The organism is Pseudoalteromonas sp. SWYJZ98, from assembly GCF_015864495.1.
Classification (GTDB): domain Bacteria; phylum Pseudomonadota; class Gammaproteobacteria; order Enterobacterales; family Alteromonadaceae; genus Pseudoalteromonas; species Pseudoalteromonas distincta.
Genome location: NZ_JADYXA010000039.1, coordinates 1 through 26,377 on the forward strand (window position 1 = coordinate 1; position 26,377 = coordinate 26,377).

Annotated in this window: 23 protein-coding genes, 1 rRNA gene and 3 pseudogenes; 17 read left to right on the forward strand and 10 right to left on the reverse strand. The window is 39.1% G+C overall.

Translation table 11 applies throughout. The features are described from left to right. Together rrf and I6F10_RS16505 are read left to right on the forward strand one after the other, a co-directional pair. A 5S ribosomal RNA gene (gene rrf / locus I6F10_RS16500) occupies window positions 1-106 on the forward strand; the annotation flags it as partial. A gap of 557 nt (window positions 107-663) precedes the next feature. Then, the gene (locus I6F10_RS16505) at window positions 664-1,299 is read left to right on the forward strand and encodes a methyltransferase family protein (RefSeq protein ID WP_165744449.1); all 636 of its coding nucleotides are present in this window, start codon (window positions 664-666) and stop codon (window positions 1,297-1,299) included. A gap of 252 nt (window positions 1,300-1,551) precedes the next feature. Here the strand turns inward: I6F10_RS16505 and I6F10_RS16510 are convergent. Continuing rightward, window positions 1,552-2,046: pseudogene (locus I6F10_RS16510) on the reverse strand (EAL domain-containing protein); the annotation flags it as partial. Window positions 2,047-2,057: 11 nt separating this feature from the next. After that, window positions 2,058-2,669, reverse strand: a pseudogene (locus I6F10_RS16515) (TonB-dependent receptor plug domain-containing protein); the annotation flags it as partial. A gap of 480 nt (window positions 2,670-3,149) precedes the next feature. Here I6F10_RS16515 and I6F10_RS16520 point away from each other — a divergent pair. The 5 genes and pseudogenes from I6F10_RS16520 to I6F10_RS16540 all read left to right on the forward strand — a co-directional run bounded on the left by I6F10_RS16520 (window position 3,150) and on the right by I6F10_RS16540 (window position 7,118). Next, window positions 3,150-4,025, forward strand: a complete 876-nt coding sequence (locus I6F10_RS16520) for a diguanylate cyclase domain-containing protein (RefSeq protein ID WP_165744448.1) — start codon at window positions 3,150-3,152, stop codon at window positions 4,023-4,025. Between the two features lie 183 nt (window positions 4,026-4,208). Continuing rightward, window positions 4,209-4,361 (forward strand): annotated as a pseudogene (locus tag I6F10_RS16525) (epimerase); the annotation flags it as partial. A gap of 108 nt (window positions 4,362-4,469) precedes the next feature. Beyond that, complete coding sequence (locus I6F10_RS16530) at window positions 4,470-5,486, forward strand: Kelch repeat-containing protein (protein WP_165744446.1); 1,017 nt, start codon at window positions 4,470-4,472, stop codon at window positions 5,484-5,486. After that, window positions 5,483-6,199 (forward strand): SIR2 family NAD-dependent protein deacylase, encoded by a 717-nt coding sequence (locus I6F10_RS16535; RefSeq protein ID WP_024597449.1) that lies wholly within the window; start codon window positions 5,483-5,485, stop codon window positions 6,197-6,199. Before I6F10_RS16530 ends, I6F10_RS16535 begins: the two co-directional genes overlap by 4 nt. Window positions 6,200-6,320: 121 nt before the next feature. Continuing rightward, a complete protein-coding gene (locus tag I6F10_RS16540) occupies window positions 6,321-7,118 on the forward strand; it encodes a response regulator (protein WP_004334468.1) in 798 nt (265 codons plus the stop codon). A 90-nt stretch (window positions 7,119-7,208) separates the two neighbouring features. On the opposite strand, the gene I6F10_RS16545 is transcribed toward I6F10_RS16540, so the two are convergent. Continuing rightward, the gene (locus I6F10_RS16545) at window positions 7,209-7,808 is read right to left on the reverse strand and encodes a LysE/ArgO family amino acid transporter (RefSeq protein ID WP_165744444.1); all 600 of its coding nucleotides are present in this window, start codon (window positions 7,806-7,808) and stop codon (window positions 7,209-7,211) included. Window positions 7,809-7,903: 95 nt separating this feature from the next. Here I6F10_RS16545 and I6F10_RS16550 point away from each other — a divergent pair, with 95 nt between their 5' ends. Beyond that, window positions 7,904-8,797 (forward strand): LysR family transcriptional regulator ArgP, encoded by an 894-nt coding sequence (locus tag I6F10_RS16550; protein ID WP_165744443.1) that lies wholly within the window; start codon window positions 7,904-7,906, stop codon window positions 8,795-8,797. A gap of 6 nt (window positions 8,798-8,803) precedes the next feature. Here I6F10_RS16550 and I6F10_RS16555 read toward each other — a convergent pair whose 3' ends face one another. Continuing rightward, the gene (locus I6F10_RS16555; protein WP_197099136.1) at window positions 8,804-10,117 is read right to left on the reverse strand and encodes a M20/M25/M40 family metallo-hydrolase; all 1,314 of its coding nucleotides are present in this window, start codon (window positions 10,115-10,117) and stop codon (window positions 8,804-8,806) included. A 414-nt stretch (window positions 10,118-10,531) separates the two neighbouring features. On the opposite strand from I6F10_RS16555, the gene I6F10_RS16560 reads away from it, so the two are divergent. Then, complete coding sequence (locus tag I6F10_RS16560) at window positions 10,532-11,854, forward strand: hypothetical protein (RefSeq protein WP_197099137.1); 1,323 nt, start codon at window positions 10,532-10,534, stop codon at window positions 11,852-11,854. Window positions 11,855-11,997: 143 nt separating this feature from the next. On the opposite strand, the gene I6F10_RS16565 is transcribed toward I6F10_RS16560, so the two are convergent. Then, window positions 11,998-12,678: an SDR family oxidoreductase gene (locus I6F10_RS16565; protein WP_165744439.1), complete on the reverse strand. Its 681-nt coding sequence runs from the start codon at window positions 12,676-12,678 to the stop codon at window positions 11,998-12,000. A gap of 273 nt (window positions 12,679-12,951) precedes the next feature. Here I6F10_RS16565 and I6F10_RS16570 point away from each other — a divergent pair, with 273 nt between their 5' ends. After that, entirely contained in the window at window positions 12,952-13,806 is an 855-nt protein-coding gene (locus I6F10_RS16570) for a mechanosensitive ion channel family protein (RefSeq protein WP_149593269.1), read from the forward strand. 81 nt (window positions 13,807-13,887) lie between these two features. Here the strand turns inward: I6F10_RS16570 and astB are convergent, their stop codons facing one another. The 3 genes from astB to I6F10_RS16585 all read right to left on the reverse strand — a co-directional run bounded on the left by astB (window position 13,888) and on the right by I6F10_RS16585 (window position 17,988). Beyond that, window positions 13,888-15,234: an N-succinylarginine dihydrolase gene (gene astB / locus I6F10_RS16575; RefSeq protein ID WP_165744438.1), complete on the reverse strand. Its 1,347-nt coding sequence runs from the start codon at window positions 15,232-15,234 to the stop codon at window positions 13,888-13,890. Window positions 15,235-15,869: 635 nt separating this feature from the next. Beyond that, on the reverse strand, window positions 15,870-16,976 hold the full coding sequence (locus tag I6F10_RS16580) for an L-dopachrome tautomerase-related protein (RefSeq protein ID WP_165744437.1): 1,107 nt from the start codon (window positions 16,974-16,976) through the stop codon (window positions 15,870-15,872). A 1-nt stretch (window position 16,977) separates the two neighbouring features. Continuing rightward, window positions 16,978-17,988, reverse strand: coding sequence for a zinc-binding alcohol dehydrogenase family protein (locus I6F10_RS16585; RefSeq protein WP_165744436.1), 1,011 nt, complete (start codon window positions 17,986-17,988; stop codon window positions 16,978-16,980). 117 nt (window positions 17,989-18,105) lie between these two features. On the opposite strand from I6F10_RS16585, the gene I6F10_RS16590 reads away from it, so the two are divergent. Continuing rightward, complete coding sequence (locus I6F10_RS16590) at window positions 18,106-19,005, forward strand: LysR family transcriptional regulator (RefSeq protein WP_149593265.1); 900 nt, start codon at window positions 18,106-18,108, stop codon at window positions 19,003-19,005. Here the strand turns inward: I6F10_RS16590 and I6F10_RS16595 are convergent. Further along, window positions 19,002-19,448: a MarR family winged helix-turn-helix transcriptional regulator gene (locus I6F10_RS16595; protein ID WP_197099138.1), complete on the reverse strand. Its 447-nt coding sequence runs from the start codon at window positions 19,446-19,448 to the stop codon at window positions 19,002-19,004. The genes I6F10_RS16590 and I6F10_RS16595 overlap by 4 nt on opposite strands. A 129-nt stretch (window positions 19,449-19,577) precedes the next feature. On the opposite strand from I6F10_RS16595, the gene I6F10_RS16600 reads away from it, so the two are divergent. From I6F10_RS16600 to I6F10_RS16620, 5 genes are all read left to right on the forward strand, one after another. Then, window positions 19,578-19,997 (forward strand): organic hydroperoxide resistance protein, encoded by a 420-nt coding sequence (locus I6F10_RS16600; protein WP_197099139.1) that lies wholly within the window; start codon window positions 19,578-19,580, stop codon window positions 19,995-19,997. 156 nt (window positions 19,998-20,153) lie between these two features. Further along, window positions 20,154-20,510, forward strand: a complete 357-nt coding sequence (locus tag I6F10_RS16605) for a metalloregulator ArsR/SmtB family transcription factor (RefSeq protein WP_024594484.1) — start codon at window positions 20,154-20,156, stop codon at window positions 20,508-20,510. Window positions 20,511-20,542: 32 nt separating this feature from the next. After that, window positions 20,543-21,553 (forward strand): ArsJ-associated glyceraldehyde-3-phosphate dehydrogenase, encoded by a 1,011-nt coding sequence (locus I6F10_RS16610; RefSeq protein ID WP_165744433.1) that lies wholly within the window; start codon window positions 20,543-20,545, stop codon window positions 21,551-21,553. Between the two features lie 24 nt (window positions 21,554-21,577). After that, window positions 21,578-22,795: an organoarsenical effux MFS transporter ArsJ gene (gene arsJ, locus I6F10_RS16615; protein ID WP_165744432.1), complete on the forward strand. Its 1,218-nt coding sequence runs from the start codon at window positions 21,578-21,580 to the stop codon at window positions 22,793-22,795. Window positions 22,796-22,902: 107 nt separating this feature from the next. Then, complete coding sequence (locus I6F10_RS16620; RefSeq protein WP_165744431.1) at window positions 22,903-25,023, forward strand: methyl-accepting chemotaxis protein; 2,121 nt, start codon at window positions 22,903-22,905, stop codon at window positions 25,021-25,023. Window positions 25,024-25,126: 103 nt separating this feature from the next. On the opposite strand, the gene I6F10_RS16625 is transcribed toward I6F10_RS16620, so the two are convergent. Continuing rightward, window positions 25,127-25,714 (reverse strand): TetR/AcrR family transcriptional regulator, encoded by a 588-nt coding sequence (locus I6F10_RS16625; RefSeq protein WP_165744430.1) that lies wholly within the window; start codon window positions 25,712-25,714, stop codon window positions 25,127-25,129. 112 nt (window positions 25,715-25,826) lie between these two features. On the opposite strand from I6F10_RS16625, the gene I6F10_RS16630 reads away from it, so the two are divergent. Beyond that, window positions 25,827-26,369: a carboxymuconolactone decarboxylase family protein gene (locus tag I6F10_RS16630; RefSeq protein WP_004334524.1), complete on the forward strand. Its 543-nt coding sequence runs from the start codon at window positions 25,827-25,829 to the stop codon at window positions 26,367-26,369. Window positions 26,370-26,377: the final 8 nt, after the last annotated feature.

The window sequence follows — 26,377 nt, forward strand, 5'->3', positions numbered from 1 at the left end:
AATAGCGTTTTGGACCCACCTGACTCCATGCCGAACTCAGTAGTGAAACGAAACAGCGCCGATGATAGTGTAGCATTTGCTATGTGAAAGTAGGACATTACCAGGCTTCAAATTGTAGAGACCCGTTACAGCAATGTGACGGGTTTTTTGCTTTCTGGGATTTAGTAAATAGCCAAGAGCCCAAACCGCACTCAGCAGTGAAACAAAACAGCTCGAAGGCGAGCCCCGGCCAACGATAGTGTAGCATTTGCTATGTGAAAGTAGGACATTACCAGGCTTCAAATTGTAGAAAGCCCGACTAGAAATAGTCGGGCTTTTTTACGTCTGAAGAAAAGTGAAATACGCGCAATTAACATACACTCATACCAACACCATCGAGTAGGGCGGAAAAATAGATCACTTAATTAAGCGAATTGGTATAAAAACAAAATTGTGAACTACCGAATTTACGTTTTCGGTTTGTGTAAGCAGTTGTTTAGGTGAAGTATCAAACAGAATTTATAAATTAGTTTGATTAGTTCATTATAACTCGTTAACTAACCACAGACTTAGCTTGTTTATGAGGGCAATGAATACTAATATGATTTCATGATCTTATAACTAAATCTATTGGCTTAGTTGTTTTAAAATTACTACCAATAATGATTGTGAGCTGTAACTTAAATGCCTTATGAAACATTTGTAGATGACTCTGCATCGCTAGTTGAATTTACCCGAGTTTACTTAGCTATTTTTTATACTTTTGTTGCCGGATTTTATACATTTAGAATTATTTATAAAAATCGAAATACACCATCTGGCGTTATTTATCCCGGTGATAAATTCTGTACTAGTTGGTGGAACCATATGGTTTTTAAATTTTTCAGGGCTGCTATTTGGTTTGTATGTGTAATTAGAGTGTTTGTACCTGAGTTAGATAGCTATCTTGGGCTATTCCCAATACTCAATGGCTGGCCAGGCGTATTATTTGGCGATGTATTATTGACCGCAGGCTTTATTTTAACGATGTTTGTACATTTTCATATGGCAGCACTTTGGCGTTCAGGCATTGATCCTAAGGGAGCACATGAGCTTAAAACATCAGGATTATATGAATACTCTAGGAATCCGATGTATTTAGGCGTTGTAGCTGCACAGGTTGGGTTCTTTTTAGCCTTACCTAGTATATTTAGTTTGACCTGTTTAGTTATTGGTTTTACAGCTATATATAGACAAACATTAGTTGAGGAGGCTCATTTAGCCCATCGTTTTTCTACACAATATAAAGAGTATAAACAACTCGTCCCTCGCTGGTTATAGCTTGGGACTTAGCTTTAAATACATGAATTTTTAAGGCAAGAGTAAAGAAGTGTTCTGTGTTGGCTTGCTAAAATCTAGCATGATAGACATAAATCAGATCACTTTTTTTTGTTTTATACCAATTCGCTTAATTAAGTGATCTATTTTGAGGATGGAAAACGTGTTGATAGCTAGGCAAAAAAATTGCTATTTAGTTGTTCTAAATGAGAATTTTTTAACACAGGTAGCGACACGTTCAGCCCCGCAAAATGATTAAGTATTATTGCGGATTGGTATTATATACTTTTCCATAAACTCTTTTTTAGTAATTGCCTTTGAAAAAATGTAGCCTTGAATATAATCACAAGCAAGCTGCTTTAATAGGTCATACTGTTTTTGTGTCTCAACTCCTTCAGCAACCACCATTACGTCTAGATTGTGAGTCATAGTGATAATAGCTTTCACGAGAGCAATACTATTATCGTTTGATTCTATATCGTTGATAAATGAGCGATCTATTTTTAAAATATCTATATCTAAGCGTTGTAAATACGCTAAAGAAGAATAACCAACACCAAAGTCGTCAATCGCAATATCTATATTAATAGTGCTTAAGCGTTTTAATTGTCGTTGTATTGACGAGTCGGGATCCATTAAAGTATTTTCAGTGACTTCAATTAAAATGGTGTTTGCGGGTAGTTGGTACTTTTTACTTGCAACAATCCATTCATCCACCCAGCAACCAGCGCGGTCAATTTCAAGAGGTGTGTAGTGGTAAAGTACACACGGTAGCTGCCTATGTTACTTATATCACCACCGTAACGAAGATTTGCATCAACATTTATTTGATTACCAGTTGTTACGTTTGCGTATCCACCGCGAGTATCAATACTGTTTTTAGTAATGATATTAATCACGCCATTATTTGCGTTACTACCCCAAAGTAATCCGCCTTGTCCGCGTATTACTTCAATGCGTTCAATGTCATACAAAGGAACGTTGAGTGTTTCCCAATAAACTGCAGCAAATTTTGGGGTATATAAGCTTTGTCCGTCAATCATAACCAATAGTTTGCTAGAAAATCGAGAGGCAATACCTCTTGATGAAATAGCCCATTGATTGTTATCGAGCTGACGTACAATTAAACCAGGCACCATTTTCAGTGCTTCAGGTACTGATGTAGCACCAGAGTTAGTAATTTGTTCTTTACTTAATACATAAATAGATGAAGCGGTATCAAATGCTGATTGTGCTCTTTTCATCGCAGAAGTTGCTTGTACATCCATGCCCATTAAAGCATCAAGGTCGAGGTCTTCATCTTCAAACGGCTCGGCCGTTAAGAGAGGGCAAACAAAAAGTAATGGCCAAAACAAACGTTGTGATATTTTCACCCAAAAGTCTCCTGCGCAATCAAAGAATCAAAAACAGTCTTTGTTTTTGCAATACATGTGATATCACACAATATTAACATACATTAACAGTGTAAAAGCATAAATGAGATTAAATCAAGGTAGCTAATTTTGTAGTAGTTAAAAGGTCTAATTTCGCCCAATTGAACTGTAAAAATATAGTTAAATGAACTTTATAAGTATATTTATTAAAGAGTCAGTAAAATGTAAATAGCTGATAGCTATATGTTTATATACAACTTAAAATTTAGTCTATTTCAGAATAACTTCAAAGTATTTATGGTTATTAAATATTTAATCTTAACTTTTTCGTGTCATGCTTCTTAAAGCAATATTAATTATATGGGCACAATTTATACCTAGCCCTGTGTTATCTGCGATTGTGGTTTAATTATCTTTGCTTTTGTTAAAGCTATATAGAATACTTAAATTTGCTTGGTTTTGCTTTAAAGGCACCAAAGTATGATAAAAAATGAATTAATTAATGTAGAAGCAGTACTCGATTTAATGCTTGATGCCGTTTGTGTGGTAGATAAACAAGGCACATTTGTTTTTGTAAGCGCAGCATTTGAGCAAATTTTTGGTTATACGGCCGACGAAGTTGTAGGCAAAAAAATGATTAACTATGTTTACGAAGGTGATCATTATAAAACGCATAATACCGTAACTTCGCTGTTGTCTGGCGAAATGGTGAACCCTCGCTTTGAAAACCGTTGGATGAGAAAAGATGGTCAATTAGTCCATATATTATGGTCTGTTCGTTGGTCAGAGCAACATCAAGTAAGAATCGCTGTCGCGCACGATATAACTGAGCGAAAAGTAATGGAAGAGCAGCTCCATTACATGGCTCGGCACGATGTGTTAACTGGTTTGCCTAATCGCTCTTTATTGATGGAGCGATTAGAAAAAGTAATTATTAGTGCAACTACAAACAACACATTTTTTTCTTTACTGTTTATAGACATAAATGGCTTTAAAGCAGTAAATGACACCCACGGACACGAAACTGGCGATAAGCTTTTATGTGCTATAGCAAAAAGGCTCTCAGCGTCGGTTAGGCATTACGACACAGTAGGGCGTTTAGGTGGAGACGAATTTTTAATTATTTTAGATAATTTAAGTTCTAGCCACGAAACCGTCAGAATAAAAAATAAAGTCCTCACTGAGTTTAAAGCTGTCTTTAAGTTAGATGACGTACTACTAAATATTTCCCCCAGTATTGGCATTGCAAACTACCCAGAGCACGGCCAAACAGATCACGAACTTATAAAATATGCAGATCAAGCTATGTACAAAAATAAACAACAAGGGTTAGATAACGTAACCTATTTACCTTAAAAAATCATGCTGAACTACCACCTTAGACAACTCATCATCACAACGCCCTTAACTACAATACATTACTTAGCGCCACATTTTTAATAGCGGTTTTCCAGTGCTGCGTTAAAAAATCTATAAATGCTCTTACAGCAGTTTGTAGGTAGTTCCTCGATAAATAAACTGCACAAGTTATGCCTGGTTGATAATGAAGGCAATTACCGTATCGGCAGTAATACATTTTTTACTAATGATGCAGGCGAAAGCAAGATATCGGTCACTGATTATGCAAGCGCAATGGTTGATGAAGCGCAAAATGCAGCGCACGTAAATCAGTATATTAGTATTGCCTACTAATATAGTTACTAATCAAAAGCGTTTGATTATTTTGATATAACAATACTGGCTCACAAGGCTAAAATAATTTAATCTGAGCGTATTAATTCTTATTAAATTATTTGCCTAATGAGCCTTCTTTTTTCTCTTGCGTTAGCAAGCCTTCCCGCTTTACCAGAGCCAGTTGCAAATAATGCTGTGGCTAAAGTTATTGTTAAAAATCAGCCCTACTTTTTAAGCTTTATGGGGCTGGGGCGCGATAAACAATACTCGTCAGTGCATAACAAAGTGTGGGCGCTTAAAGTTGGCGATTCACAGTGGCAATCTAAAACTGGTGTGCCTTCAAGCTTGCCATTAAAAGGGCGCTTAGCAAGCACCGCAGCCGGTTTAGGCGAATACGCTTATGTGTTTGGCGGCTATACGGTAGCAGAGGATCATACTGAAGTTTCAAGCCCCGACGTATATAGGTACGACGTAATAAAAGATACCTACACTCACCTTGCTAGCATGCCAGTACCCGTAGACGATAGCGTAGCGCTGAGCTATAAAGCGCGTTACATTTATCTAATTAGCGGTTGGCATAACGACGGCAACGTAAACTTAGTACAAGTATACGACACGCAAAATAATACATGGCAACAAGCCTCGCCATTTTTAGGTGAGCCTGTATTTGGCCAAGCCGCTGCTATTAGTGATAACACCATTGTTATTTGTGATGGCGTTAAAACACAAGCTAATCCTGATTCGCGTCGCTCGTTTGCAGGTGTAGCACAGTGCTTAAAAGGCACAATAGATTCAACTAATCCACAAAAAATAGATTGGCGTACCTTGCCACATCCAACAGGCACTGCTCACTACCGAATGGCAGCCACCAGCTATAATGGCAATATTTATATGATGGCAGGCTCTAATAACCCATATAACTACAGCGCAATAGGTTACGACGGCAAACCTGCACCAGCAAGTGACCATGTTTGGCGCTTTAGTGGTGATAAAAACGAATGGCAGATTTTATCCCCAGTGGAAGTAAAGAGCATGGATCATCGTGGTTTACTTGAGCACAGTGGGGTTTTATATCGAATTGGCGGCATTGATAAAAGTCAGCAAGTAAGCGCTAACGTGCTCGGTTACGAGGTTAAAAAGTGAACACTCTTTACATTACAGGAGCGGGAGTCAGCGCAGCCAGTGGTATTCCCACCTTTAGAGGGGAGGATGGTTATTGGACCATTGGCAGTAAAAATTATACGCCTATGGAAATGGCAACGCGCGCAATGTATCAAAACGCCCCAAAAGAGTTTTTAGCATGGTATTACCATCGCTTTGCAACGTATCGCAACCATGGCCCAAACGACGTACACCATTGGCTAAGTGACAAAAACCTAATTACTCAAAACATAGATGGGCTTGATGGCAAAGCGGGTAACAAAAATTACATAGCGATACACGGCAGGCTTGATCAAATGACCTTATTTCATGAGCAAGGTGAGCCTGTCACGCCACTTGCCACCCCGTGGGATAGTGTAGACGAAAGCCGCCTGCAAGAGTCTCTTTTTGAGCTATTTAATATTCAAAACCAAACGCCTGAGCTAAACCATTCATTTAAGCCCTTTGTTTTATTATTTGACGAATACTACACCGAGCTTTACAGAATAACACAAGCACAACAGCGTATGCTCAACGCCGATAAAATTGTATTTATGGGCACCTCGTTTAGCGTCAATATTACGCAAATGGCAATTGAAATAGCCCGAAATTACGACATTCCTGTTGAAGTGGTTGACCCTGAACCTGCGCATATCTTGCACGCTAACGTCACATATAAAAAAATGAATGCATTAGATTACATTCAATCTAATTAATAAGTGCTATATTTTAAAGGGATTGATAATGTTTTCTTAAATATTACAATCTCTTTATATAATATTAACGAATCAAAAATGTTATTATTATCCTGATTATAACAATACTAAAGAGATCTGAATGAGCGACTTAACTGCAATAGCAAACTTGTCCATTTTACTTGTAGAGCCTTCAGAGGTTCAGCAAAAAATAATAATAAAATCGCTTTTAGAAAGTGGTGTAAAACAAGTTGAAACTGCATCTACACAAACACAAGCGCTTAGCTTATTAGCAAGTTATCACCCTGATCTAGTTATAAGCTCTATGTATTTATCTGACGGGACAGCCGACTCACTATTGCAAGAAATAAGATCAAATCCTATCACCGAGCATCAACCTTTTATGCTTATATCGAGCGAGCGTAATAAAAAATACCTTGAGCAATTACGCCAATCGGGTGTGCTGGCTATTTTGCCCAAGCCTTTTAGCGCAAAAGCCATTACCCGCGCACTCAAAGCAACCCTTGATATTATAAGCGAAGAAGAAGTAGAACTTGATCATTTTGACGTAACGCTGCTGCGAGTTTTAGTGGTAGACGACAGCCGCTTTGCACGTAAACACATAATACGCGTACTTGCAGGTATGGGAATACCTGCACCAATAGAAGCTGAAAACGGTAAAGAAGCTATTGAGCACTTGAATAACCAACCGTTTGACTTAATAGTAACCGACTACAACATGCCAGAAATGGACGGGCGAGAACTAACAGAAGCCGTTAGAAGTTCAAATAGCTACTCACATATTCCTATTTTAATGGTGAGCTCAGAGGCAAACGACACTCACCTAGCCAATATTGCTCAAGCGGGAGTTGATGCTATTTGTGATAAACCGTTTGAACCGGCCACAGTGCGAGAATTACTGTATAAAATAATGTCTTAAATTATTAATTCTAAGGCTAACGGTAAAACTCATTAGCCTAAGCGAATAAAACAAAAGCAGCGCTTGTTAAAAGTCGCTGCTTTTTTACTATTAGCTAGGTACGTTATAAAGCCCAAACGCCACAAAACATAATATAACTGCAATTGTGGTATCAAATATTCGCCATCTTAATGATGAACTTAATATACTTTTAAGTTTAGGTGCAAAAAGCACTAAAGTGCTGAACCAAATTAGTGACCCAACACAAGCGCCAAGTGCAAAATGCATTGGGTTTGGTTGTAAAGCGCCAATATTGCCAAGTAATAACACGGTATCTAAATACACATGTGGATTTAACAAACTGATTGCAAAGGCCGAAAGGGCAGTACTCCACCAGCTTACTTTTTCTACTTGGCTTATTTTTAAACCTGAAGTCCCTTTAATCGCTCGCATTGCAGATCCATACGCTAAGTACAATAGCATCGCAATACCGCCCCATGTTAACCAAGGCAGTAGTCCTGGTAATAATTGCTGTAATTCATTTGCTGCAAATACACCTATTAAAATAAGAGTCGCGTCGCAAATAATGCATACCGTGGCTAAAACAAACCGATTAGCGCCAGCCATGCATTGGCTTAAAATCCAAATATTTTGTGCGCCAATAGCAATAATTAAACTTAGCCCCAGCATCACACCCGATAAAAACGACATACTTTAAATCCACTCAATCATTCAATGCCTTGCAGAGTAGGGGGTACTCTGTTACAAATCCAATGAATATATTTAGGGTTATATGCGTAAAACTCATGATTGATTATCAACTACTCAATGCACTGTCGGCGGTTATTAGTGAAGGCGGGTTTGAAAAAGCCTCTAAAAAACTATTTATTACGCAATCGGCAGTAAGTCGGCGTATTCATCAACTCGAAGCCAAACTTGGAGAGCCTGTAATAATTAGGACGCAACCACCGCGCCCAACCGCTCTTGGCAAGCGTTTACTTAATCATTTACAACAAGTCCTGCAGTTAGAAGTTGCTTTAAACGTAGATGCACTTAAAGAGCACTCCAGCTTAAACACACCTCTTAGTGTAAAGTTGGCTGCCAATGCTGACTCACTAGCTACATGGTTGCCAGAAGCCCTTGCCATACTAGATACAGAATCTGATTGTAAATTTAGATTTGAAGTGATCTCAGAAGATCAATCCATCGCCCATAAAAGAATGAAAGACGGCGAGGTAATGGTATGTATTAGCTCATCTTCTGAGCCTGTAAATGGGGGGTTAGCGAGCCCATTAGGCGCTATACGTTACAAGGCAATTGCGAGTCCGGACTTTATTAAACAGCATAACCTCACTTCGCTTATGCAATTGGCGCAGGTACCGTGTTTAGTTTTTAGTGAATATGACAAGCTGCAGCACCAGTTTTTAGCCGATATTAACGGCTCAACGCCAGAGTATATGCATATATATCCCTCATCAGAAGGATTTAAACAAGCCATGATAGCAGGCCTAGGGTATGGCTTATTACCGACTTTGCAGCTCGGTGATTCCCTGCAAAAAGGGGAGTTAGTTGACTTATTTCCAGAGTATTATATTGATACGCCCTTGTATTGGCATTATTGGCAAAGTGAAAGCCCGCAACTTAAAGCACTGCGTAAGTTTGCAATGCAAGTTGCGGCTAACCGATTAGAACCAATTTAAAGGCGTTTATAACTGCCCTAACCTGTAAATAAGCAATGCGGTTTTTTTTATGTTTTTATCAAGGCTGGTTAAATCGGCTGTTTCGTTTTTAGTGTGCGCGCCGCTGCCCATCAAACCTAAACCATCAAGTGCCATATCAACATGGTTTGCCGCAAACGAAATATCAGCTGCACCTGCGTTGCGAGGGTTGGCGGCTACTACTTTGTTGAAGCCTAAATCGTGGCTTGCGTCGCTGTATAATTCTAATAGCTTTTTATTGCCATCAGTTAATGCCATTGGCGGGTAACCGTCTTCAAAAATAAGCTCTGCTTTACTGCCATTTAAACTGTTGTTAGCAATGAGTTGCATTGATCTTTTTGCGTTTTCGAATTGCTTTGGCGATAGTGCGCGTAAATCACCTGCTACATGCACGGTTTGTGCTATTACATTACTTTTACCAAACGCCGTTGCTGACGAATTAGCACTGTCGTAGTCGGCATTTGTACCACCTACAATAAGCCCTGGGTTAAATGTTAAATTAGGTTGCGTGGCAAGTTGCTCTCTAAAATCATTTAAAATGCGTGATGCTTCGTAAATAGCGCCATAACCAACGCTTTCGCTAAATATTTGTGACGAATGCGCTGCATTTGCCGTTACATTTAGCGTCCAACCGGTATAACCACGGCGCGCCGCCATAGCTGTTTTTATATTGTTATCGCCATTTTCATAGCCAAGCGCTACGTCAGCCCAAATTGCTGCATCAACAATAGCTTGTTTAGATAAGCTAAGCGGGCGACCGCTGCTTTCTTCATCGCCAGTCAGTAATACTTTTATGCTTACATTTTCGAGTAAATTAAGGGCTTGTAAGCTTTTAAGTGCGGTAATTATTATCGTGTTGCCACCTTTCATATCGGCAACGCCTGGGCCACTGGCTGTATCGGCATCAAGCTGTTTGTAGGTAGTAAAGTTATCGTTTTTGGCAAATACCGTATCTAGATGGCCGATCATCAGTATTTTTATTGCATCGGGATCATTACTCTCATGGGTTGCTAATACATGCCCTGCGCGGTTAAACGCACTGCCATCAAGCCATTCAACTTTAAAACCAATGGCTTTGAGCTGCTCGCTTGTCAGCGCACCTACTTTTTTTACACCTTCAATATTAAGCGACCCGCTATTAATATTTACAGCTTGCTCTATTTCTTGCAGTGCTTGGGGAATGTTTTTATCGACCTGTTTTACTATTTCACGCTCATTTTTATCAAGTGCAGCATGGCTTGTAAGCGGTAGGGTACTAGCAAGTGTGAGGATAAGTGCATGGCTAAATTTTAAAAATGACATAACAGCATAATAAGTGAGAAATAAGAATATTTAATATGAAGTAAAAATCCAGAGTATTCAATAGAAGTAGATTGCGATTTTCAACTAATTTTATAAGTAATAACGAGTTACAGGTTTAAGGGTTATAGAGTGAACGCGTTATTGGTTTAAACACAGGTATTTAAATATAACCTGTTAATTAATAATCAACGGGTATAACTAAACAACGATTTATCTGATATTACTGATCTCCACCATTTTGGGGTTTTGCTGCATTTAGAAAAGGTAAGGGAAGCTAACTAACTGTTTACATATGTTTATTTTATAGCTAGGATAAAATCATTGTAATGTATGGGCATTTGTTGGTTTGTAATGCGACAAATGTTGTAGGCTAAATTGTTAGCTGTAATGGAAATATCGGTACAAGGATTATAAATGTCAGGTTTAATCGTAAAAGAAGAACTTCAACTCCCATCGTTACCTACAACAGTTTTACCTGCATTAGCCGAGTTAACAGCCTCATTGGGGATTCCTAGAAATGTACTGGCAAGTAGTGAGGAAATTGAATATGCATGGAAAGACCTACCTCGTGAGTTAAGGGAAATCCCAAACGATTTACGTGGTGAGCTTATAGCTAGAATGTGTGTTGCTGTAAGTACTGGGTTATTTGACGGTGCAATGAATTATGCTTGGAATGCTGCAATTTTACAGTTACGCCAAAAAATAAGAAATTTTGGACTAGCTGTAGTTGCTCAAATTCAACAAAGTGACTTCGAAGAAAGACACTTATCAGAATTACAAGATAGTAGATTATTAGAGCTGTGTTTAAAACTTAATATTATTAATGAGGACGGTTTCTTTTTCTTAGATCAATGCCGTGACGTTAGGAATAATTTTTCTGCCGCTCACCCAACAATGGGAACGGTTAATGATCGTGAATTTACAACATTCTTAAATCGTTGTGTTAGGTATGCTTTAGCAGATTCATCTTCACCAAAAGGTGTTGATATTGGTTCTTTTATTTCTGCTGTTAAAGGACCTAGGTTTAACCTTAATCAATGCAACATATGGATTGAAAGGTTACAGGAAACTCATGATGCTCAGCGACAGATGTTACTTAATATGGTTCATGGAATATATTGTGATCCTGCTACACCAGAACCTTCACGTTTAAACTCACTTGATATATGCCATGGATTAAAGGATCAACTAACGTCTACTGTAAGATCGGAACTGATTAACAATCACTCTGAATATGTTGCAAAAGGTCTAGAAGATAAGCATGTTGCATCATTGCAGTTTTTTGAAAAGTTAGGGCTGTTAGGCATTTTAAATGAGTCCGAGCAACATACTGTTTTTTCACGTGCCATTGACCGGTTGTGGAATGCGCATAATGGAATGAATAACTTTTACAATGAAGCTCCTTTTGCAGAACGCTTACTTGAATTATCTCAACAAGGTGCAATCCCAGAAACAGTGCAGGAACAGTTCGTACAAACAGTCGGTTCTTGTCGCACTGGAAATGGTTATGGCGTTGCTAATAATGCAGTTTCATATTACAACAAAATAATCCAAGGTTTTTCTCCTAGAGAGATTGCCACCTTAATTCGAAGCGCAGGAGATAATTCGAATCCTTTAGGACGTAGAATTCGCAATTACTCTAGTTGTAAAAGAAACTTCAAATCATTGCTCAATTTAATTGACGCTTCTAGCGTTCCTAGCGGTGTAAAAACAGCTTATGATCAGTTTATACGCTAATTACAGCTAACAAGACTTTTAAATGCTAATTACCTTTAATTCATTCTTACCTACTAACATCTAACCCAAACTAAGCACTAACAACCATCAGGTTTAACACTATTAGCATTAAACCTGACAGTCAAACTCTACCAATTGACGTTTTAATTAGTCGGCATTAAATAGATTTCTCGTACGCTGTTGCGCTGGTTTGCTTCAATGGCAAACAATACCGCGTCGGCTACATCTTGCGGGTCGAGTTTGTCGGGTTTTGCTTCATCAAAAAACGGAGTGTTTACCATGCCTGGTGCTATGGTAGTGCAGCGTCCGTTCCACTCGCTCATTTCCTCAGCTAAGTTTTGTCCAAAGCCATAAGCAAACCATTTAGTTGCACCGTAAATAGAGCCACCAATTGGCTTACGGCCAGCGGCAGAGCTGGTTAATATAAAGTGACCTTTATTTTGGCGTAAATGCGGCAGGGTTAATTTAGCAGTCCACAGTAGGGCTTTAATGTTTATGTCGATCATAGTTGACCACTCATCCGGATCACCTTTTTCGGTGCCAGCGGTTGAAACGCCCATGCCTGCGTTAGCAAAGGCTACATCTAGTCGGCCAAACTTTTCAATGCCTTTAGCAACTACGTTTTCAAGCGCGGTAAAGTCGGTTGCATCTGCGGCTACGCCCATTGCATTATTTGAGCCTAGCAACTCTACTAACTCAGTTAACTTATCTTCGCGTCTAGCGGTAAGTATTACTTTATGACCATTATTTACAAGAGTTTTTGCGGTTGCTTCGCCAATGCCACTTGAAGCGCCGGTTATGAGTACTATTTTTTCTTTTGCCATAGATAACCTCTTAATGAACGTTAAAAACTTAAAATCACCATACCAATAAACGATTAACCTACATTGAATAGTCGCTATAAATTAGCCATAAATGGCGGTGTTTTATATTCTAATAACCATGGTTTTTAGGCCGTTATTAAAATTGAAATAAGTGATTAAAAAAGGTAGGTTTAAATTTTTTATTCTATATACTCACGCCACTTCTTTTGAAGTCGGTTTTATTAGATTTAACCATTATTTTGCTGAGTTTCAGCCACATTTATCGGAACAAACATGAAAGATAAACTTTTAGCGTTTTGGCAAAGCCATTCAGAAACAATCATCACTTTAGGGTACAAAGTGATTTTAGCGTTGGTGATTTTAATTGCGAGTGCCTTAATTGCACGCTCGGTTAAAAAAGCGATTAAAAATTCTAAATCGCCATTAAAAAAGGTGGATAGTACGCTACTCCCTCTTTTATCGAGTATTGCTGGTTATTTAGTTTATATAATTGGCGGGCTATTTATTTTAGATATTTTTGGCGTTAATACGGCAAGCTTAATTGCGCTAATGGGTGCTGCTGGTTTAGCGATTGGTTTAGCCCTTAAAAATACGCTGAGCAATATTGCTGCGGGTATTATGCTGCTAATACTCAGACCTTTTAAAATAGGCGATTTTGTAGATGCTAGCGGCACGCTTGGCACAGTTAACGAAATAAACTTATTTACTACCATTTTTAAAACCACCGACGGCCTTTATATTGCATCGCCTAACGGCAAAGTGTGGGGTGGCAATATTAAAAACTTTACCCGTAATGGCAAAAGACGAATGGATATAGTGGTGGGTATTTCGTATGCTGATTCTATTGACGTTGGCTTAAATGTACTTAAAGAATTAGCCGCATCAGAGAGCCGATTACTCGCAGAGCCTGCACCTAAAGTAATGGTGACATCAATAGGCGAAAGCGCAGTGAACATTCAATTACGTGCGTGGGCTGTTAATGGTGATTATTGGCAAACTGTGTGGGATTTAAATAAACGTGTTAAAGAAGCAATTGAAGGCGCAGGGCTGAGTATTCCATTTCCGCAGCGTACGCTGCATATATCTGAGTCTATGGCATCGGCCATAACTGTAAACAAAGATGCTTAAGTATGTATTAACATAAACATAAATAAAAATAGCGAGCCTTGGCTCGCTATTTTTGTATTAGCCTTTGTGTAGGCTGAGGTATTAACCTTCTAATTGAAAGTCGTACACTGAGCCTAAATTAAGTAGTTGGGTTAGCTCATCAAGTGCTTGGTAACTTTCGCTCAGCAGTGCTGGGTCGGCAAAGTCTTTAGCACCTAATTGGTCGCGGTAGTTACGTTGTGCCCAGTTACACAATTGTGTGTATTTAGTGTCGGTTAAAATAACGTCTGGGTTTACTGCAGCGAGTTCTTGCTCGTTCAAAGCAACCCGTAAACGCAAGCAAGCTGGGCCGCCGCCATTTTGCATACTTTGGCGTAAATCAAAAAAGCGTACTTGGTTTATAGGATTATCGGCCATGATCATTTCTTCAATGTAGTCGTTAACCGCGCTATTACGTTGGCACTCTTTTGGCGCTACTAATAACATAGAGCCATCACTTAGGCTTACTAGTTGGCTATTAAATAAATAGCTACTAACTGCATCTTGAATACTTACTTTACTTGTAGGTACTTCAATAATATAAAATTGTTTATTACCAACATAGGCTTCGCGAATATCTTGCAGTGCCAAAGCTTGATTTAAAAATGCTTGCTGGTGGCACAGTAATACGTTGGCGTTACCTACTGCAATTACATCATTATGAAACACGCCTTGGTCTATTACGTCTGGATTTTGCTGTAGTAAAATTTGGCTTGAATCTTTTAAGTTATGCAAGCGACAAATTGCTTCTGAGGCTTCGAGAGTTTGCCTTGCAGGAAATTTAGCTGGTTTTGGTAATTGGCTGTTAAACGCGCTGGCACCAAATACAAACATTTCAAGGCCTTGCTCGCCGTGGCTGTCACAAAAACGAGTATGGTTTGCTGCACCTTCGTCGCCAAAAAAGCCTTGGTCGGGCAAATGGGTGTGGTGCGCAAAGTATTTGTCGTTATTAAACATGGCTTTTAATAAGCGCGTAGTGGTTGCAGGCTCTAATGAACGATGAAACTTATTATTTAAATTAGCTGAAGTAAAATGTACTTTGCCATCGGTTGTATCAGGAGATGGCGATACTGTAGCGGCATTGGCTGTCCACATTGCAGATGCTGAATAACACGCGCGTAATAAAATAGGATCGGCTTTAAATGCTTTATGAATGACTTGTGCATCGTTACCGGTAAAGCCTAAGCGGCGCAGTACGTTTAAGTCGGGGCGTGCATGAGGGGCAAATACACCTTGAGTTAGGCCTTTGTCATGCATGGCTTTCATTTTTTCAAGGCCTTGAAGTACCGCCTCTTGAGGATTTGAAAAGCTTGCTGCGTTATTCAACGAGGCAACATTACCATACGATAAACCAGCGTAGTTGTGAGTAGGACCCACTAAGCCATCAAAATTAACTTCCAAAGCGTTCATACACGTTCCAACTAAAAAATTTTTAATAGGATGCAACAATACAATGCAATAGGGTTGCTTGCAAAGTTATAAACGCAGTGTTTTTACTAATTTTTTGATGTTTTTAAATGTGGGGTTTATTGCAAGGGGGTTGTTTTTATATTGAGCGGTTAATTTGAGTTTAATAAAAATGTACGCATAAATTTCATAGTGCGCAAAAGCTCAGCCTAAAGTAAGTTTATACAACTAAGCTTTAAGCCAAGCCTTTACACAATACGATGTTACTTAACATAGGCGCGTTCTTTATCAGCGGTAGTGCGGGTATTTGTAGGGTCGTTAACTTGCCAAACGCTAATGTCTAAACGCCATAAAAGATAAAGGGTATGATATAAATTGAACATGGTTTTTCCTTGGTATTTTTACTGAACACATCAGTATATAAGGAAGAATTATGCCAACATTAACTTGAATATTTTATGAATAAAAATCAGGTGTTTAGTATTTAAGTATAAATATATACTTAAGGATTAGCACCAAAGAGGTGAAGTATTACTAAAAGATGCACCAGTGTGGCGTATTTTTAAAAAAAGCCCTGCAACTATTGGGTCACTTAAATGTGCAAGGCTTTTAAAAAATGTAGTCATTTAAAAAGTAAATTAGCGGCCCACTTTTCCTTTTACTAAAGGCTCAAACGACATTACTTTAAACTTATCGTGGCTTTGATTTTTGCCATTATTAAGTACAGGCGAATTGTGTAAATCGTCAACGGTAAAGTATATTTTATGATCGGCTCCGTAGCTAAAGCCATCAGGCCAGCTAAGACGATCGTCTTTAAATAATACTTCGTAGTCGCCAGTAGGTTTAACTACGCCAATTGCGCCATTGGTTATGTCGGTTACATATACGTTACCGCCGCCATCAACAATAATACCGTCTGAAATTGGTTTAGTGCCGTAACGCGTAACTTTGTCTTCAAGCGCTTTAGCCGAAAGGCTCTCGTTATTTATATCGCTGGTGGCAATGCGGTAAACCGAGGTGCCCGACATAGAGCCAAAGTAAAGCCAGTCTTCGTTAGGGTCAAGCGTAATTGGGTTAACACCTAAGCGGGCAGGTTGTCCGCCAAGGCTCATTGTGCGCCCATCAATAACCATATCGATATTTTCGGCTGTGGTGTAATGGCTATTTTGTAATACTCTGCGTGCAACACCTGTTTTAAGGTTTACCGTAATAATAGCGGCTTGGCTGCCTTGGGCTGTGTCGGCAATGTATACAACGCCATGTTTATTATCGATGACTAAATCGTTTAAAAACGAGGTGTCGGTAATGGTCGGTTTAGCCAGATAAATAATTTTGTGCAGTTGCTCTTTGTTTGTATCCCAACCTACTAAGCGCCCAGCGTGATCGGGCCCTGAAGTATCAAGCATCCATAAAACGCCATCGCTTGATACGTTTATGCCAAGTACGTCGTAAAAACCTTTACCGTTATTGTACGCGTATGCCCATTCTTCATTAGGGTAGGGCTTAGTTGTACCATCGCTTAAAAGCTCCATAACTTTTTGTTTTTGGCCAAAAAAGCCATGCACAGATAAAAACTTTCTGCCTGATGGGGTAATAGCAATGTTGCCCGGTGGGTGCTGCGCATCAAATGTGGCTACTGTTTTTAAATCAGCATTTTGGCCAGCGGTGTTAGCAGATACAGCATTGCTGCCTAAAAGTGCCGTGCTACATGCCGCCGCTAATAGTAGTTTTTTTATATGAGTCATTTTAAAAGCCTTCTAAAACAAGTTTACCGCGTGATGTATGCGATTCTAAAATTTGATGTGCTTTGTATAGGTTTGCAGCGTTAATAGTACCTAAGTGCTGGCCTAACGTGGTTTTAATTGTCCCTGCATCTATTAGTTCACTAATTTCATTAAGCAAAGTGTGCTGCGCTGTTATATCGGTTGTAGTAAATAATGAACGCGTAAACATAAACTCCCAGTGTACAGATATACATTTACGTTTAAATTTTAAAATATCGAACGATGTAGGGTCGTCTATTAGCGCAAATTTACCTTGGGGTTTTATACACTCAACTATTTGGTCTTGGTATTGGTCGGTGTGGGTTAAGCCAATAACGTAATCGAACTCAGCTACCCCCAGTTCTTTGCGCTGCTCGTTTAAGTTTTTAGAATGATCGAGTACATGATCGGCACCTAATTCTTTAAGCCAGGTTACGCTTTGATCGCGCGATGCCGTACCTACCACGTTTAGCCCAGTAAGCTGCTTGGCAAGCTGTACTAAAATAGAGCCAACGCCACCTGCGGCGCCAATGACTAAAATAGATTGCTGGGTATTTTGCTTATTTTTAGGCACTTGCAAGCGGTCAAACAGCATTTCGTAAGCGGTAATACTGGTTAGTGGAAGCGCTGCGGCTTGAGCATCGGTTAATGTTTTAGGTGCACGTCCTACAATACGTTCATCAACTAATTGAAATTGCGCATTACTGCCTTGCCGCGATAAATCGCCAGCGTAAAATACACGATCCCCAATATTAAATAACGAAACCGACTTGCCAACAGCTTTTACTATGCCTACGCCATCCCAACCTAATACTTTGTAACCTTGCTCAGGCGCTACATTTGCACGTATTTTTGTATCTACCGGATTTACCGAAATAGCATTCACTTCAATAAGTAAGTCGTGTCCGGTGGCAGTTGGGGTATCAAGCTCAATAACTTTAATTGACTCAGAGCTGAGGGTTTTGGAGTTTTGGATGTAACCAAATGCTTTCATAGCGATTCCTGATGAATATTTATGTGTATGTATTTTTTATATGTTTGTACTATAGCGCAGTTGAAAAATAGAAAAAGACATGAAAAACTAAAGCACTTTCAAATTTAAATTGAAAATATGCGATCATTTAACGATATTCAAACTTTTATAGATGTAGCGAGTTGCGCCAGCATTTCTGAAGCCGCACGGCAAAACGCGCAAACCCCAGCAGCGGTAAGTGCAGCCATTAAACGGCTAGAAAAAGACTTAGGAAACGTGTTGTTTATTCGCTCTACCCGCAGCTTACGCTTGAGTGTGGCGGGGGATCAGTTTTTAAGTTATGCCAAAGATTCGCTTGCGCTATTGCAACAAGGCGTTGCAGCAGTACAAATATCAGCAGGGCAGGTTAACGGTACTTTACAGGTGTCGGCGCCATGTGATTTAGGGCGTAATAAGTTAAGCCTTTGGCTAAATGAGTTTTTAGCGCAATACCCGCATATAAAACTAAAGCTGCATTTAAGTGACGAAGTAAGCGACATTTACAGCCAATCAATAGATATTGCGCTGCGCTTTGGTGTTCCAAAAGATTCACAGCTTATTGCTATTCCTTTATATTTAAATAATGCGCGTGTTTTAGTGGCGTCTCCTGATTATATTGCCAAACATGGGCTTTTAACTCATCCACTAAATTTAGCCGATCACACAACAATTACTTTTATGCGCTTTGGCGAAGTATTTAAAGAGTGGCGTTTTTATAAAAGTGGCGCGGTGCAAAAAGTGCAGCTAAATTGCCAACACATAGTTAACGATGGAGAAATGGTGAGGCGCTGGGCTATTGAAGGTAAAGGCATTGCCTATAAATCGTATTTAGATGTAATAGAAACTTTGGCTAGTGGTGAGCTTGTACATTTATGCCCTGACTGGCAAAGCGATCCACTACCGCTATACATGATGTACGCTGATAGACGCCAAATGACCCCGGTTATCACCGCATTTAGAGATTTTATTCAGCAAAAAATAGCAACATTAGTGGGCTAAGTAATAGTCTTAGTATTTAAATCATTTACTACTAAATCGAGCAGCTGCATAAGCTGTGTGGCTTGTGTGGGGTCTACACTTTCAAACTTACATAATATATTTTTTGGAATATCAGCGGCTCCGTTTTTAAGGGCTTGTCCACTTTGGGTAAGCTGAATTAGGCGTTTACGCTTATCGTGTTCGTCTTTAATTACTGCTAGCAGAGACTTTTCGGTCATTTTTTTGAGTATTTGGGTCATAGCGCCGCCATCAATAGCGGTTTTATCTATTAGCTCTGCAATTGTTATTTCGTCTTGCTCCCACAGTGCCATCATTACTACGTATTGCGGGTAAGTTAAATTTAGCTCGTTTAAAGGCTCGCGATACGCACGCGCAATGCTGTTAGATGCCATGTATAAACGATGACATAACTGATTTTTTAACTTTAATTGCTCAAACGGCATAACGTTATCCTTTATTTCAATACATGCTATTTTAATTTGCATGCAAAGTATTTGCAATCTCTAATTACTTGTTCTATTATTTTGCACACAAACTAAATTAACACCCTATTTTAAACTTTGGAGTTCATTATGAATGTATTACAAAACGTAGCTTACACAGCAAAAGCAACTGCAACTGGCGGCCGCGAAGGCGTAGCTAAATCTGATGATGGCCGTTTAGATGTAAAACTATCAACACCTAAAGGTTTAGGCGGAGACGACGGACAAGGCACTAACCCAGAGCAGTTATTTGCAGCAGGTTACGCGGCATGCTTTATTGGCGCGCTTAAATTTGTAGCAGGCAGCGAGAAAATTATTCTGCCAAGTGACACGCACATTAATTCAGAAGTATCGATTGGCGCTATTGACGGTGGTTTTGGTATTGCAGTTAAGCTAGCAGGTGATATGGATAAAGCGCAAGCACAGGAGCTTGTAGATAAAGCGCACTTAGTATGCCCATATTCAAACGCAACACGCGGTAATATTGAAGTTGAGCTGTCGGTTATTTAATAACAAAACTCGCTAATATTTAAAAAGCACACAATAACCTTGTGTGCTTTTTTGTTTTTGAGGTCAAAAAAATAAATATACGAAAAATCGTATATTCACTATTCCATATGTTGTTATTTTGTTTTATTGTCTATGCATAAGCACAGTGAGGACAGTATGGAACAATTCAACCCACTTCAATTTTATAAATGCCTAGCGGACGATACACGTTTAAAAGCAATGCTGCTAATTAGCCACGAAGAAGAGCTGTGTGTATGCGAGCTTGTTGCTGCACTTAAATTAAGCCAACCTAAGGTATCTCGCCATTTAGCGCAGTTAAGACAATGCGGATTATTAAGCGACCGTAAACAAAATCAATGGGTGTACTACAGTATTAATAAAGCACTGCCAGAGTGGGCTAAAAATGTATTAACGCAAACGCTCAATGCTAACCCTTTATTTTACAAAAACGATTTAACGCGCTTAAACGCTATGGGTAATCGCCCTGAACGTGCGGCTAGCTGTTGTAACTAACTAATAAATTAACTTATTAAAGGTATTTAATTATGACTATTAAAGTAGGTATTAACGGTTTTGGCCGTATGGGGCGTTTAACACTGCGTGCAGCAGTTGATTGGCCAGAAATAGAGTTTATTAAAGTAAATGATGTAGCGGGCGATGCTAAAACACACGCACATTTAATTGAGTTTGACTCAGTACACGGACGCTTAGCGCAGCAGGTTACTAGTGATGATAATAGCTTTAGTGTGGGTAAACACACGATTGCAGTTACCAACAACAAAACCATAAATGAAACTGATTGGTCAGATTGCGATGTAGTAATAGAAGCCAGCGGTAAAATGAAAACCACTGAGCTGTTAAATCAATTTTTAGCGCAAGGTGTTAAGCGTGTTGTGGTAACAGCACCAGTAAAAGAAGACGGTATTTTAAATGTAGTAATGGGTGTAAACGATGACCTATATAACCCAAGTGAGCATAAAATTGTTACAGCTGCTTCTTGCACAACTAACTGTTTAGCGCCAATAGTAAAAGTACTGCAAGAAAAAGTGGGCATTAAACACGGCTCAATGACTACTATTCACGACATTACTAATACCCAAACGATTATTGATGCCCCTCATAAAGATTTACGCCGTGCGCGTTCGTGCGGTACTAGTTTAATTCCTACTACAACCGGTAGTGCAACGGCTATTACGCATATTTTCCCTGAGCTTAAGGGGAAATTAAACGGCCATGCTGTGCGTGTACCTCTTACTAACGCATCCATTACTGATTGTGTTTTTGAACTTGAGCGCGGTGTTACACAAGATGAAGTAAACACTTGGTTTAAAAATGCTGCAAATAACGAGCTAAAAGACATTTTAGGCTACGAAGAAAGACCGCTTGTATCTATAGATTATAAAACAGATCCACGTAGCTGCACCATAGACGCGCTTTCAACTATGGTAATTAACAATACTCAGCTTAAATTATATGCTTGGTATGATAACGAGTGGGGTTATGCAAATCGTACGGCTGAGCTAATGCTTAAAGTTGCACAAAGTGATGTGGTTTAATCTCGTTTAAAAAGGTTTAAATTCATGCTTGCGGAGTTAGCTAATTTACCAAGTTCTATAAAACAATATTTAATAATTACCGGTAATTACTGGGCATTTACTTTAACTGATGGTGCACTGCGCATGCTGGTGGTGCTGTACTTTCATCAGTTGGGATATGGCGCATTTGCGATAGCCATGTTGTTTTTGTTTTATGAAATTTTTGGCGTAATCACCAATTTAGTAGGTGGATGGCTTGGGGCATATTTAGGGTTAAACAAAACCATGAATGTAGGGCTTGGGCTGCAGCTTGTAGCTTTAGCTATGCTTTGCGTGCCTGGGGATTGGCTAACCGTTGCCTATGTTATGGCAGCGCAAGCACTGAGTGGCATAGCAAAAGACTTAAATAAAATGAGTGCAAAGAGCGCCATTAAGTATTTAGTACCGCAAAACAATGCAGGGCAAAGCCAATTATATAAATGGATTGCCATACTTACGGGCTCTAAAAATGCTTTAAAAGGGGTGGGCTTTTTTTTAGGCGGCTTATTACTAACTGTATTTGGTTTTGTGGGGGCATTAATAAGTCTAATTATTTTACTTAGTGTTGCGTGGGTTATTAGTTTAATTTTTTTAAAAGGCGATATTGGTAAAGCTAAAAACAAACCTAAGTTTAAAGAATTATTTTCTAAATCGCGGGCAATTAACTTACTTAGCGCAGCGCGTTTATGCTTATTTGCGGCGCGCGATGTATGGTTTGTGGTTGCATTGCCGGTTTACTTAGCCGCTCAGTTTAACTGGGATCATTGGTGGGTAAGCGGCTTTATGGCTTTGTGGGTAATTGCGTATGGATTGGTGCAGTCGCAAGCACCGCGTATAACAGGGCAAAGTGATTCAAACTCACATTCAGTCAAAAAAGCGTATTGGTGGGTTGCTCTATTAAGTGGCGTAACTGGCATTTTAGCGTTGTTGATGCAATTTGATGTAGCGGTACATTTTACGCTTGTAATCGGCTTACTTATTTTTGGTGGTGTATTTGCTGTAAATTCATCGCTGCATAGTTACTTAATAGTAAGTTTTGCTAAAAACGATGGGGTGTCGCTCGACGTTGGCTTTTATTATATGGCCAATGCGATAGGGCGTTTGCTTGGTACGGTGCTTTCTGGCTGGGTTTTTCAAGTATATGGGCTTAGTGCGTGTTTATGGGTAAGTGTATGTTTATTAATTGCAGCCTCAATTACAACGGCACGTTTGGCTAAACTTTAAAAAACTCAACGTATTGTATTAAATTCAATTTGTTTAACGATATTCATAGCTTCATTGATTAGATCTACTAAACTGTATCAGTAGTTTTAATTTAAAGGGTGTGATGAATGCGAGAAATATCGTTAGCAAAAAAGTTACTCTGGCTAAGTGTCGGTAGTATATTTATAACTGTACTAGTGCTATCAGGCATTTTGTGGTGGCAGTTATCATCAAGTAATAAGCAGTTAGCGACCAAATCCGAAGAGTACATTATTGTAGAAGTAGAAGAAAAGCTTAATGCTCATGCGGCTGGATACGGAGAAAAAATTGCTGGCTTTATTAATGAAGCTTACCGTGTTCCTTATTCATTAGCGGCATTACTTGGCGATGCAGCAAAACAAAGCACTTTAGACCGAGATACAGTTGTCAGTATAAATAAAGCGGTTTTAGAACAAAACACTCTCTTATCATCTATTTATTCTCAATTTGAACCAAACGCTTTTGATGGGCAAGACTCTCAATATCAACAAGGGTATAAGCATTCAGTAGATAGTGCTGGTACGTTAGAGGTATACATAACTCGCGATCAAAAAGGCATAATTGAACAACAAAAAGTAGCGAATGCCGCCGATAAATACATAACAACGCTTAATGAGTTTGGTATTCGCGAAGCGCAGTGGTATTTGTGCGCAAAAGACACACTTAAGCCTTGTATTATGGAACCGTATTTATACGAAATCCCATCGGGCGATTCGGTAATGCTAACTTCGTTAACCGTGCCTATTTTAAAGTCAGGCCAGTTTATTGGTTTAGCAGGCGTTGATTTAACTCTACCAACCTTTCAAGTAATGACTGAGCAGCTTTCTAAGCAGCTTTACAATGGTCAAGCTAAAGTAACCTTATTAAGTGATTTAGGTTTAGTTGTAGGCAGCAGTCATTATAAATCTAAATTAGGGCGCCCAATTAAAGAGGCTGTTAGTTCTACTATATTTAATGATATTGAAAAGTCTAAAGGGCAAAGCGGTATTTTTAAAACAAATAGTGAATATTTAGTAAATTATCCAATTGATATAAAACTAGCAAACACTCAGTGGTCATTAATCATAGAAGTACCTACAGACCTAGCACTTGCAGGGCCTGAAGCGCTAGAAAAAAACATGCAAGAAACAGCAGCATCACTCGGGTTTATTATTTTAATTACAGGCTTAATAATTGCTGTGGTTGCTTTTGTTATTATGAAATTAGTAATTGCAGGTGTAATAGCGCCGCTACAACAAATTCAACAGCGGGTTGATAACCTCGCAAGTTCTGAGGGTGATTTAACGCATACATTGCATGTTGATAGCCACGCAGAACTTATTGCATTAGCTGGTGGGTTTAATCGATTTTTAGCAAAACTACGTGATTTAATTTCTGAACTAAAAGCGGTGTCTGAGCAAACTAAACAGCAAGGCGAAATAGCACAACACATCGCTATTGATACTAAGCATAATGTTCAATCTCAATTTCAAGAAATTGAAAGTGTGGTAACGGCTATGAACGAAATGAGCGCAACAGCACTCGAAGTCGCCAGAGCATCAGAGCAATCAGCCCAACAAGCCGATGAAATAAATAGCTTGGTAGTAAGTAGTGAGTCGAGCTTATCGTCAGCGATGACAGAAGTTAAAACGATGTCTGAAGAAATTAAAGAAGCCAACCAAGCAGTTGAAAAAGTCGCTTCGCGTAGTAAAGACATTACGCAAATATTAGATGTAATTCGTACTATTTCAGAACAAACAAACTTACTTGCACTTAACGCAGCCATTGAAGCTGCGCGCGCTGGTGAGCATGGGCGAGGCTTTGCCGTTGTTGCTGATGAAGTACGTGCACTTGCTTCTAAAACGCGTTCATCAACAGATGACATAAGCCAGTTAATTGATAGTTTACTATCTGAAGTAGGTAACGCATCTACCGTTATTGAAAAAGGCGTAGTACGTGCACAAAATGCCGTTGATGAAACATCTGTAGCTTTTGATGCTCTGCACAGTGTTGTAGTTAAAGTTGATGAAATAACCAATCAAATTACACATATTGCCACCGCTGCCGAAGAGCAAAGCTTAGTGACTGAAGAAATAAACCGTAATTTAACGCTTATATCTGATGCCGCATCGCAACTTGCTGACTTATCTACACAAGCAGGGGATAGCAGCGAAGCGCTTAATGCACTTGTTGCCCAGCAAGATAATGAGCTAAATAAGCTTAAAACGTAACTTATAAATTAAGTTTTAAGCACAAAAAAATGGCCAGTTAATACTGGCCATTTTTATTTAGTAAAATAAGTATAACTTGTTGAGAATGCGCGATAACTGCTATTTATAACTTTTTAATCAACATAAACATTTGGTTGATCATTGGCTCAGCAAATTGCTCTACATTAGGACGATTAAAATAACCGCGTAAACCTGTAAATTGCACCTGAAAAAAGCGCGCATATTCAACAGCGGTCAACGTATTACTTAACTCACCTTTGTTTATTGCTTGTGTAAACAACTGCGTTAAATAAGCTTCAAATTGAGCTGTTAAATCTAAGCTTAACTCGTATAGGTTTGAGTCTTTTTCTGCAAACTCGCTGTTTGCTTTAACCAGCATACAAATAGCGCTTGGGCTGTAATCTTTTGTTTTAATTACCACGTTTTCAACAAACGCACGTAATCCACCAAGTACTGTATCGGCACTTGATAAAAACCCCTCTATTTGGGTTTTCATTTGTACTGTGTAATCTTTCAGCGATTCGCAGTATAGACCTTCTTTAGAGCCAAACGCAGAGTAAATACTACCGGGGCGCATATTAACGGCTTCTTGTAAGTCACGCGTTGAGGTTGCATGAAAACCTTTTTGCCAAAATAGCTGGCTAGCAACGCGAACTACATTATCGCGTTCAAATTTAACCTTATTAGCCATATCATTCTCAATTAATTTGAACATTTGCTCAATTTTAACTTGAACAGTCGCTCAAAATCAAATGCTATGTGTCTCGAAGTTACTTAAAACTATTAATTATTAGGAGCTAACCATGGCCGAATTTACTTTATACACTCAAGAAAACGCACCAGAAGAAGCAAAACCGTTACTAGCTGATTCAGTAGCAGCATTTGGTATGCTTCCTAACTTACATGCAGTAATGGCTGAAGCACCAACATTACTTAAAGGTTACCAAGTACTGCATGAGTTGTTTCAAAAAACATCATTCAACGCAGAAGAGCTAACAGTAGTATGGCAATCAATTAACGTAGAGCACGACTGTCATTACTGTGTTCCTGCTCACAGTGGTATTGCAGCGGCAATGAAGGTAGATCAAGGTATTGTTGACGCACTTGTTAACAAAACACCACTTGAAAACCCTAAGCTAGAAACTCTTCGTGAAACTACACTTGCAATGACACGTGAACGTGGCGTGATCAGCGATGAGCAAATCGAAAAATTCTTTGCCGCAGGTTACGCTAAGCAACAGCTACTTGAAATTATTGTAGGCTTGTCTCAAAAAGTAATGAGCAACTACACTAATCACCTTGCTGATACACCAGTAGACGCGCCATTTAAAAAATACGTAAAATAAATACGGTT

Bases quoted from the DNA above. Each gene is read 5' to 3' on its own strand.
- I6F10_RS16610 (WP_165744433.1), top strand. From the start codon at position 20,543: ATGACTATTAAAGTAGGTATTAACGGTTTTGGCCGTATGGGGCGTTTA.
- I6F10_RS16550 (WP_165744443.1), top strand. From the start codon at position 7,904: ATGATTGATTATCAACTACTCAATGCACTGTCGGCGGTTATTAGTGAA.
- I6F10_RS16530 (WP_165744446.1), top strand. From the start codon at position 4,470: ATGAGCCTTCTTTTTTCTCTTGCGTTAGCAAGCCTTCCCGCTTTACCA.
- I6F10_RS16620 (WP_165744431.1), top strand. From the start codon at position 22,903: ATGCGAGAAATATCGTTAGCAAAAAAGTTACTCTGGCTAAGTGTCGGT.
- I6F10_RS16560 (WP_197099137.1), top strand. From the start codon at position 10,532: ATGTCAGGTTTAATCGTAAAAGAAGAACTTCAACTCCCATCGTTACCT.
- I6F10_RS16630 (WP_004334524.1), top strand. From the start codon at position 25,827: ATGGCCGAATTTACTTTATACACTCAAGAAAACGCACCAGAAGAAGCA.
- I6F10_RS16605 (WP_024594484.1), top strand. From the start codon at position 20,154: ATGGAACAATTCAACCCACTTCAATTTTATAAATGCCTAGCGGACGAT.
- I6F10_RS16565 (WP_165744439.1), bottom strand. From the start codon at position 12,678: ATGGCAAAAGAAAAAATAGTACTCATAACCGGCGCTTCAAGTGGCATT.
- arsJ (WP_165744432.1), top strand. From the start codon at position 21,578: ATGCTTGCGGAGTTAGCTAATTTACCAAGTTCTATAAAACAATATTTA.
- I6F10_RS16625 (WP_165744430.1), bottom strand. From the start codon at position 25,714: ATGGCTAATAAGGTTAAATTTGAACGCGATAATGTAGTTCGCGTTGCT.
- astB (WP_165744438.1), bottom strand. From the start codon at position 15,234: ATGAACGCTTTGGAAGTTAATTTTGATGGCTTAGTGGGTCCTACTCAC.
- I6F10_RS16520 (WP_165744448.1), top strand. From the start codon at position 3,150: ATGATAAAAAATGAATTAATTAATGTAGAAGCAGTACTCGATTTAATG.
- I6F10_RS16590 (WP_149593265.1), top strand. From the start codon at position 18,106: ATGCGATCATTTAACGATATTCAAACTTTTATAGATGTAGCGAGTTGC.
- I6F10_RS16545 (WP_165744444.1), bottom strand. From the start codon at position 7,808: ATGTCGTTTTTATCGGGTGTGATGCTGGGGCTAAGTTTAATTATTGCT.
- I6F10_RS16580 (WP_165744437.1), bottom strand. From the start codon at position 16,976: ATGACTCATATAAAAAAACTACTATTAGCGGCGGCATGTAGCACGGCA.
- I6F10_RS16585 (WP_165744436.1), bottom strand. From the start codon at position 17,988: ATGAAAGCATTTGGTTACATCCAAAACTCCAAAACCCTCAGCTCTGAG.
- I6F10_RS16540 (WP_004334468.1), top strand. From the start codon at position 6,321: ATGAGCGACTTAACTGCAATAGCAAACTTGTCCATTTTACTTGTAGAG.
- I6F10_RS16555 (WP_197099136.1), bottom strand. From the start codon at position 10,117: ATGTCATTTTTAAAATTTAGCCATGCACTTATCCTCACACTTGCTAGT.
- I6F10_RS16505 (WP_165744449.1), top strand. From the start codon at position 664: ATGCCTTATGAAACATTTGTAGATGACTCTGCATCGCTAGTTGAATTT.
- I6F10_RS16595 (WP_197099138.1), bottom strand. From the start codon at position 19,448: ATGCCGTTTGAGCAATTAAAGTTAAAAAATCAGTTATGTCATCGTTTA.
- I6F10_RS16570 (WP_149593269.1), top strand. From the start codon at position 12,952: ATGAAAGATAAACTTTTAGCGTTTTGGCAAAGCCATTCAGAAACAATC.
- I6F10_RS16600 (WP_197099139.1), top strand. From the start codon at position 19,578: ATGAATGTATTACAAAACGTAGCTTACACAGCAAAAGCAACTGCAACT.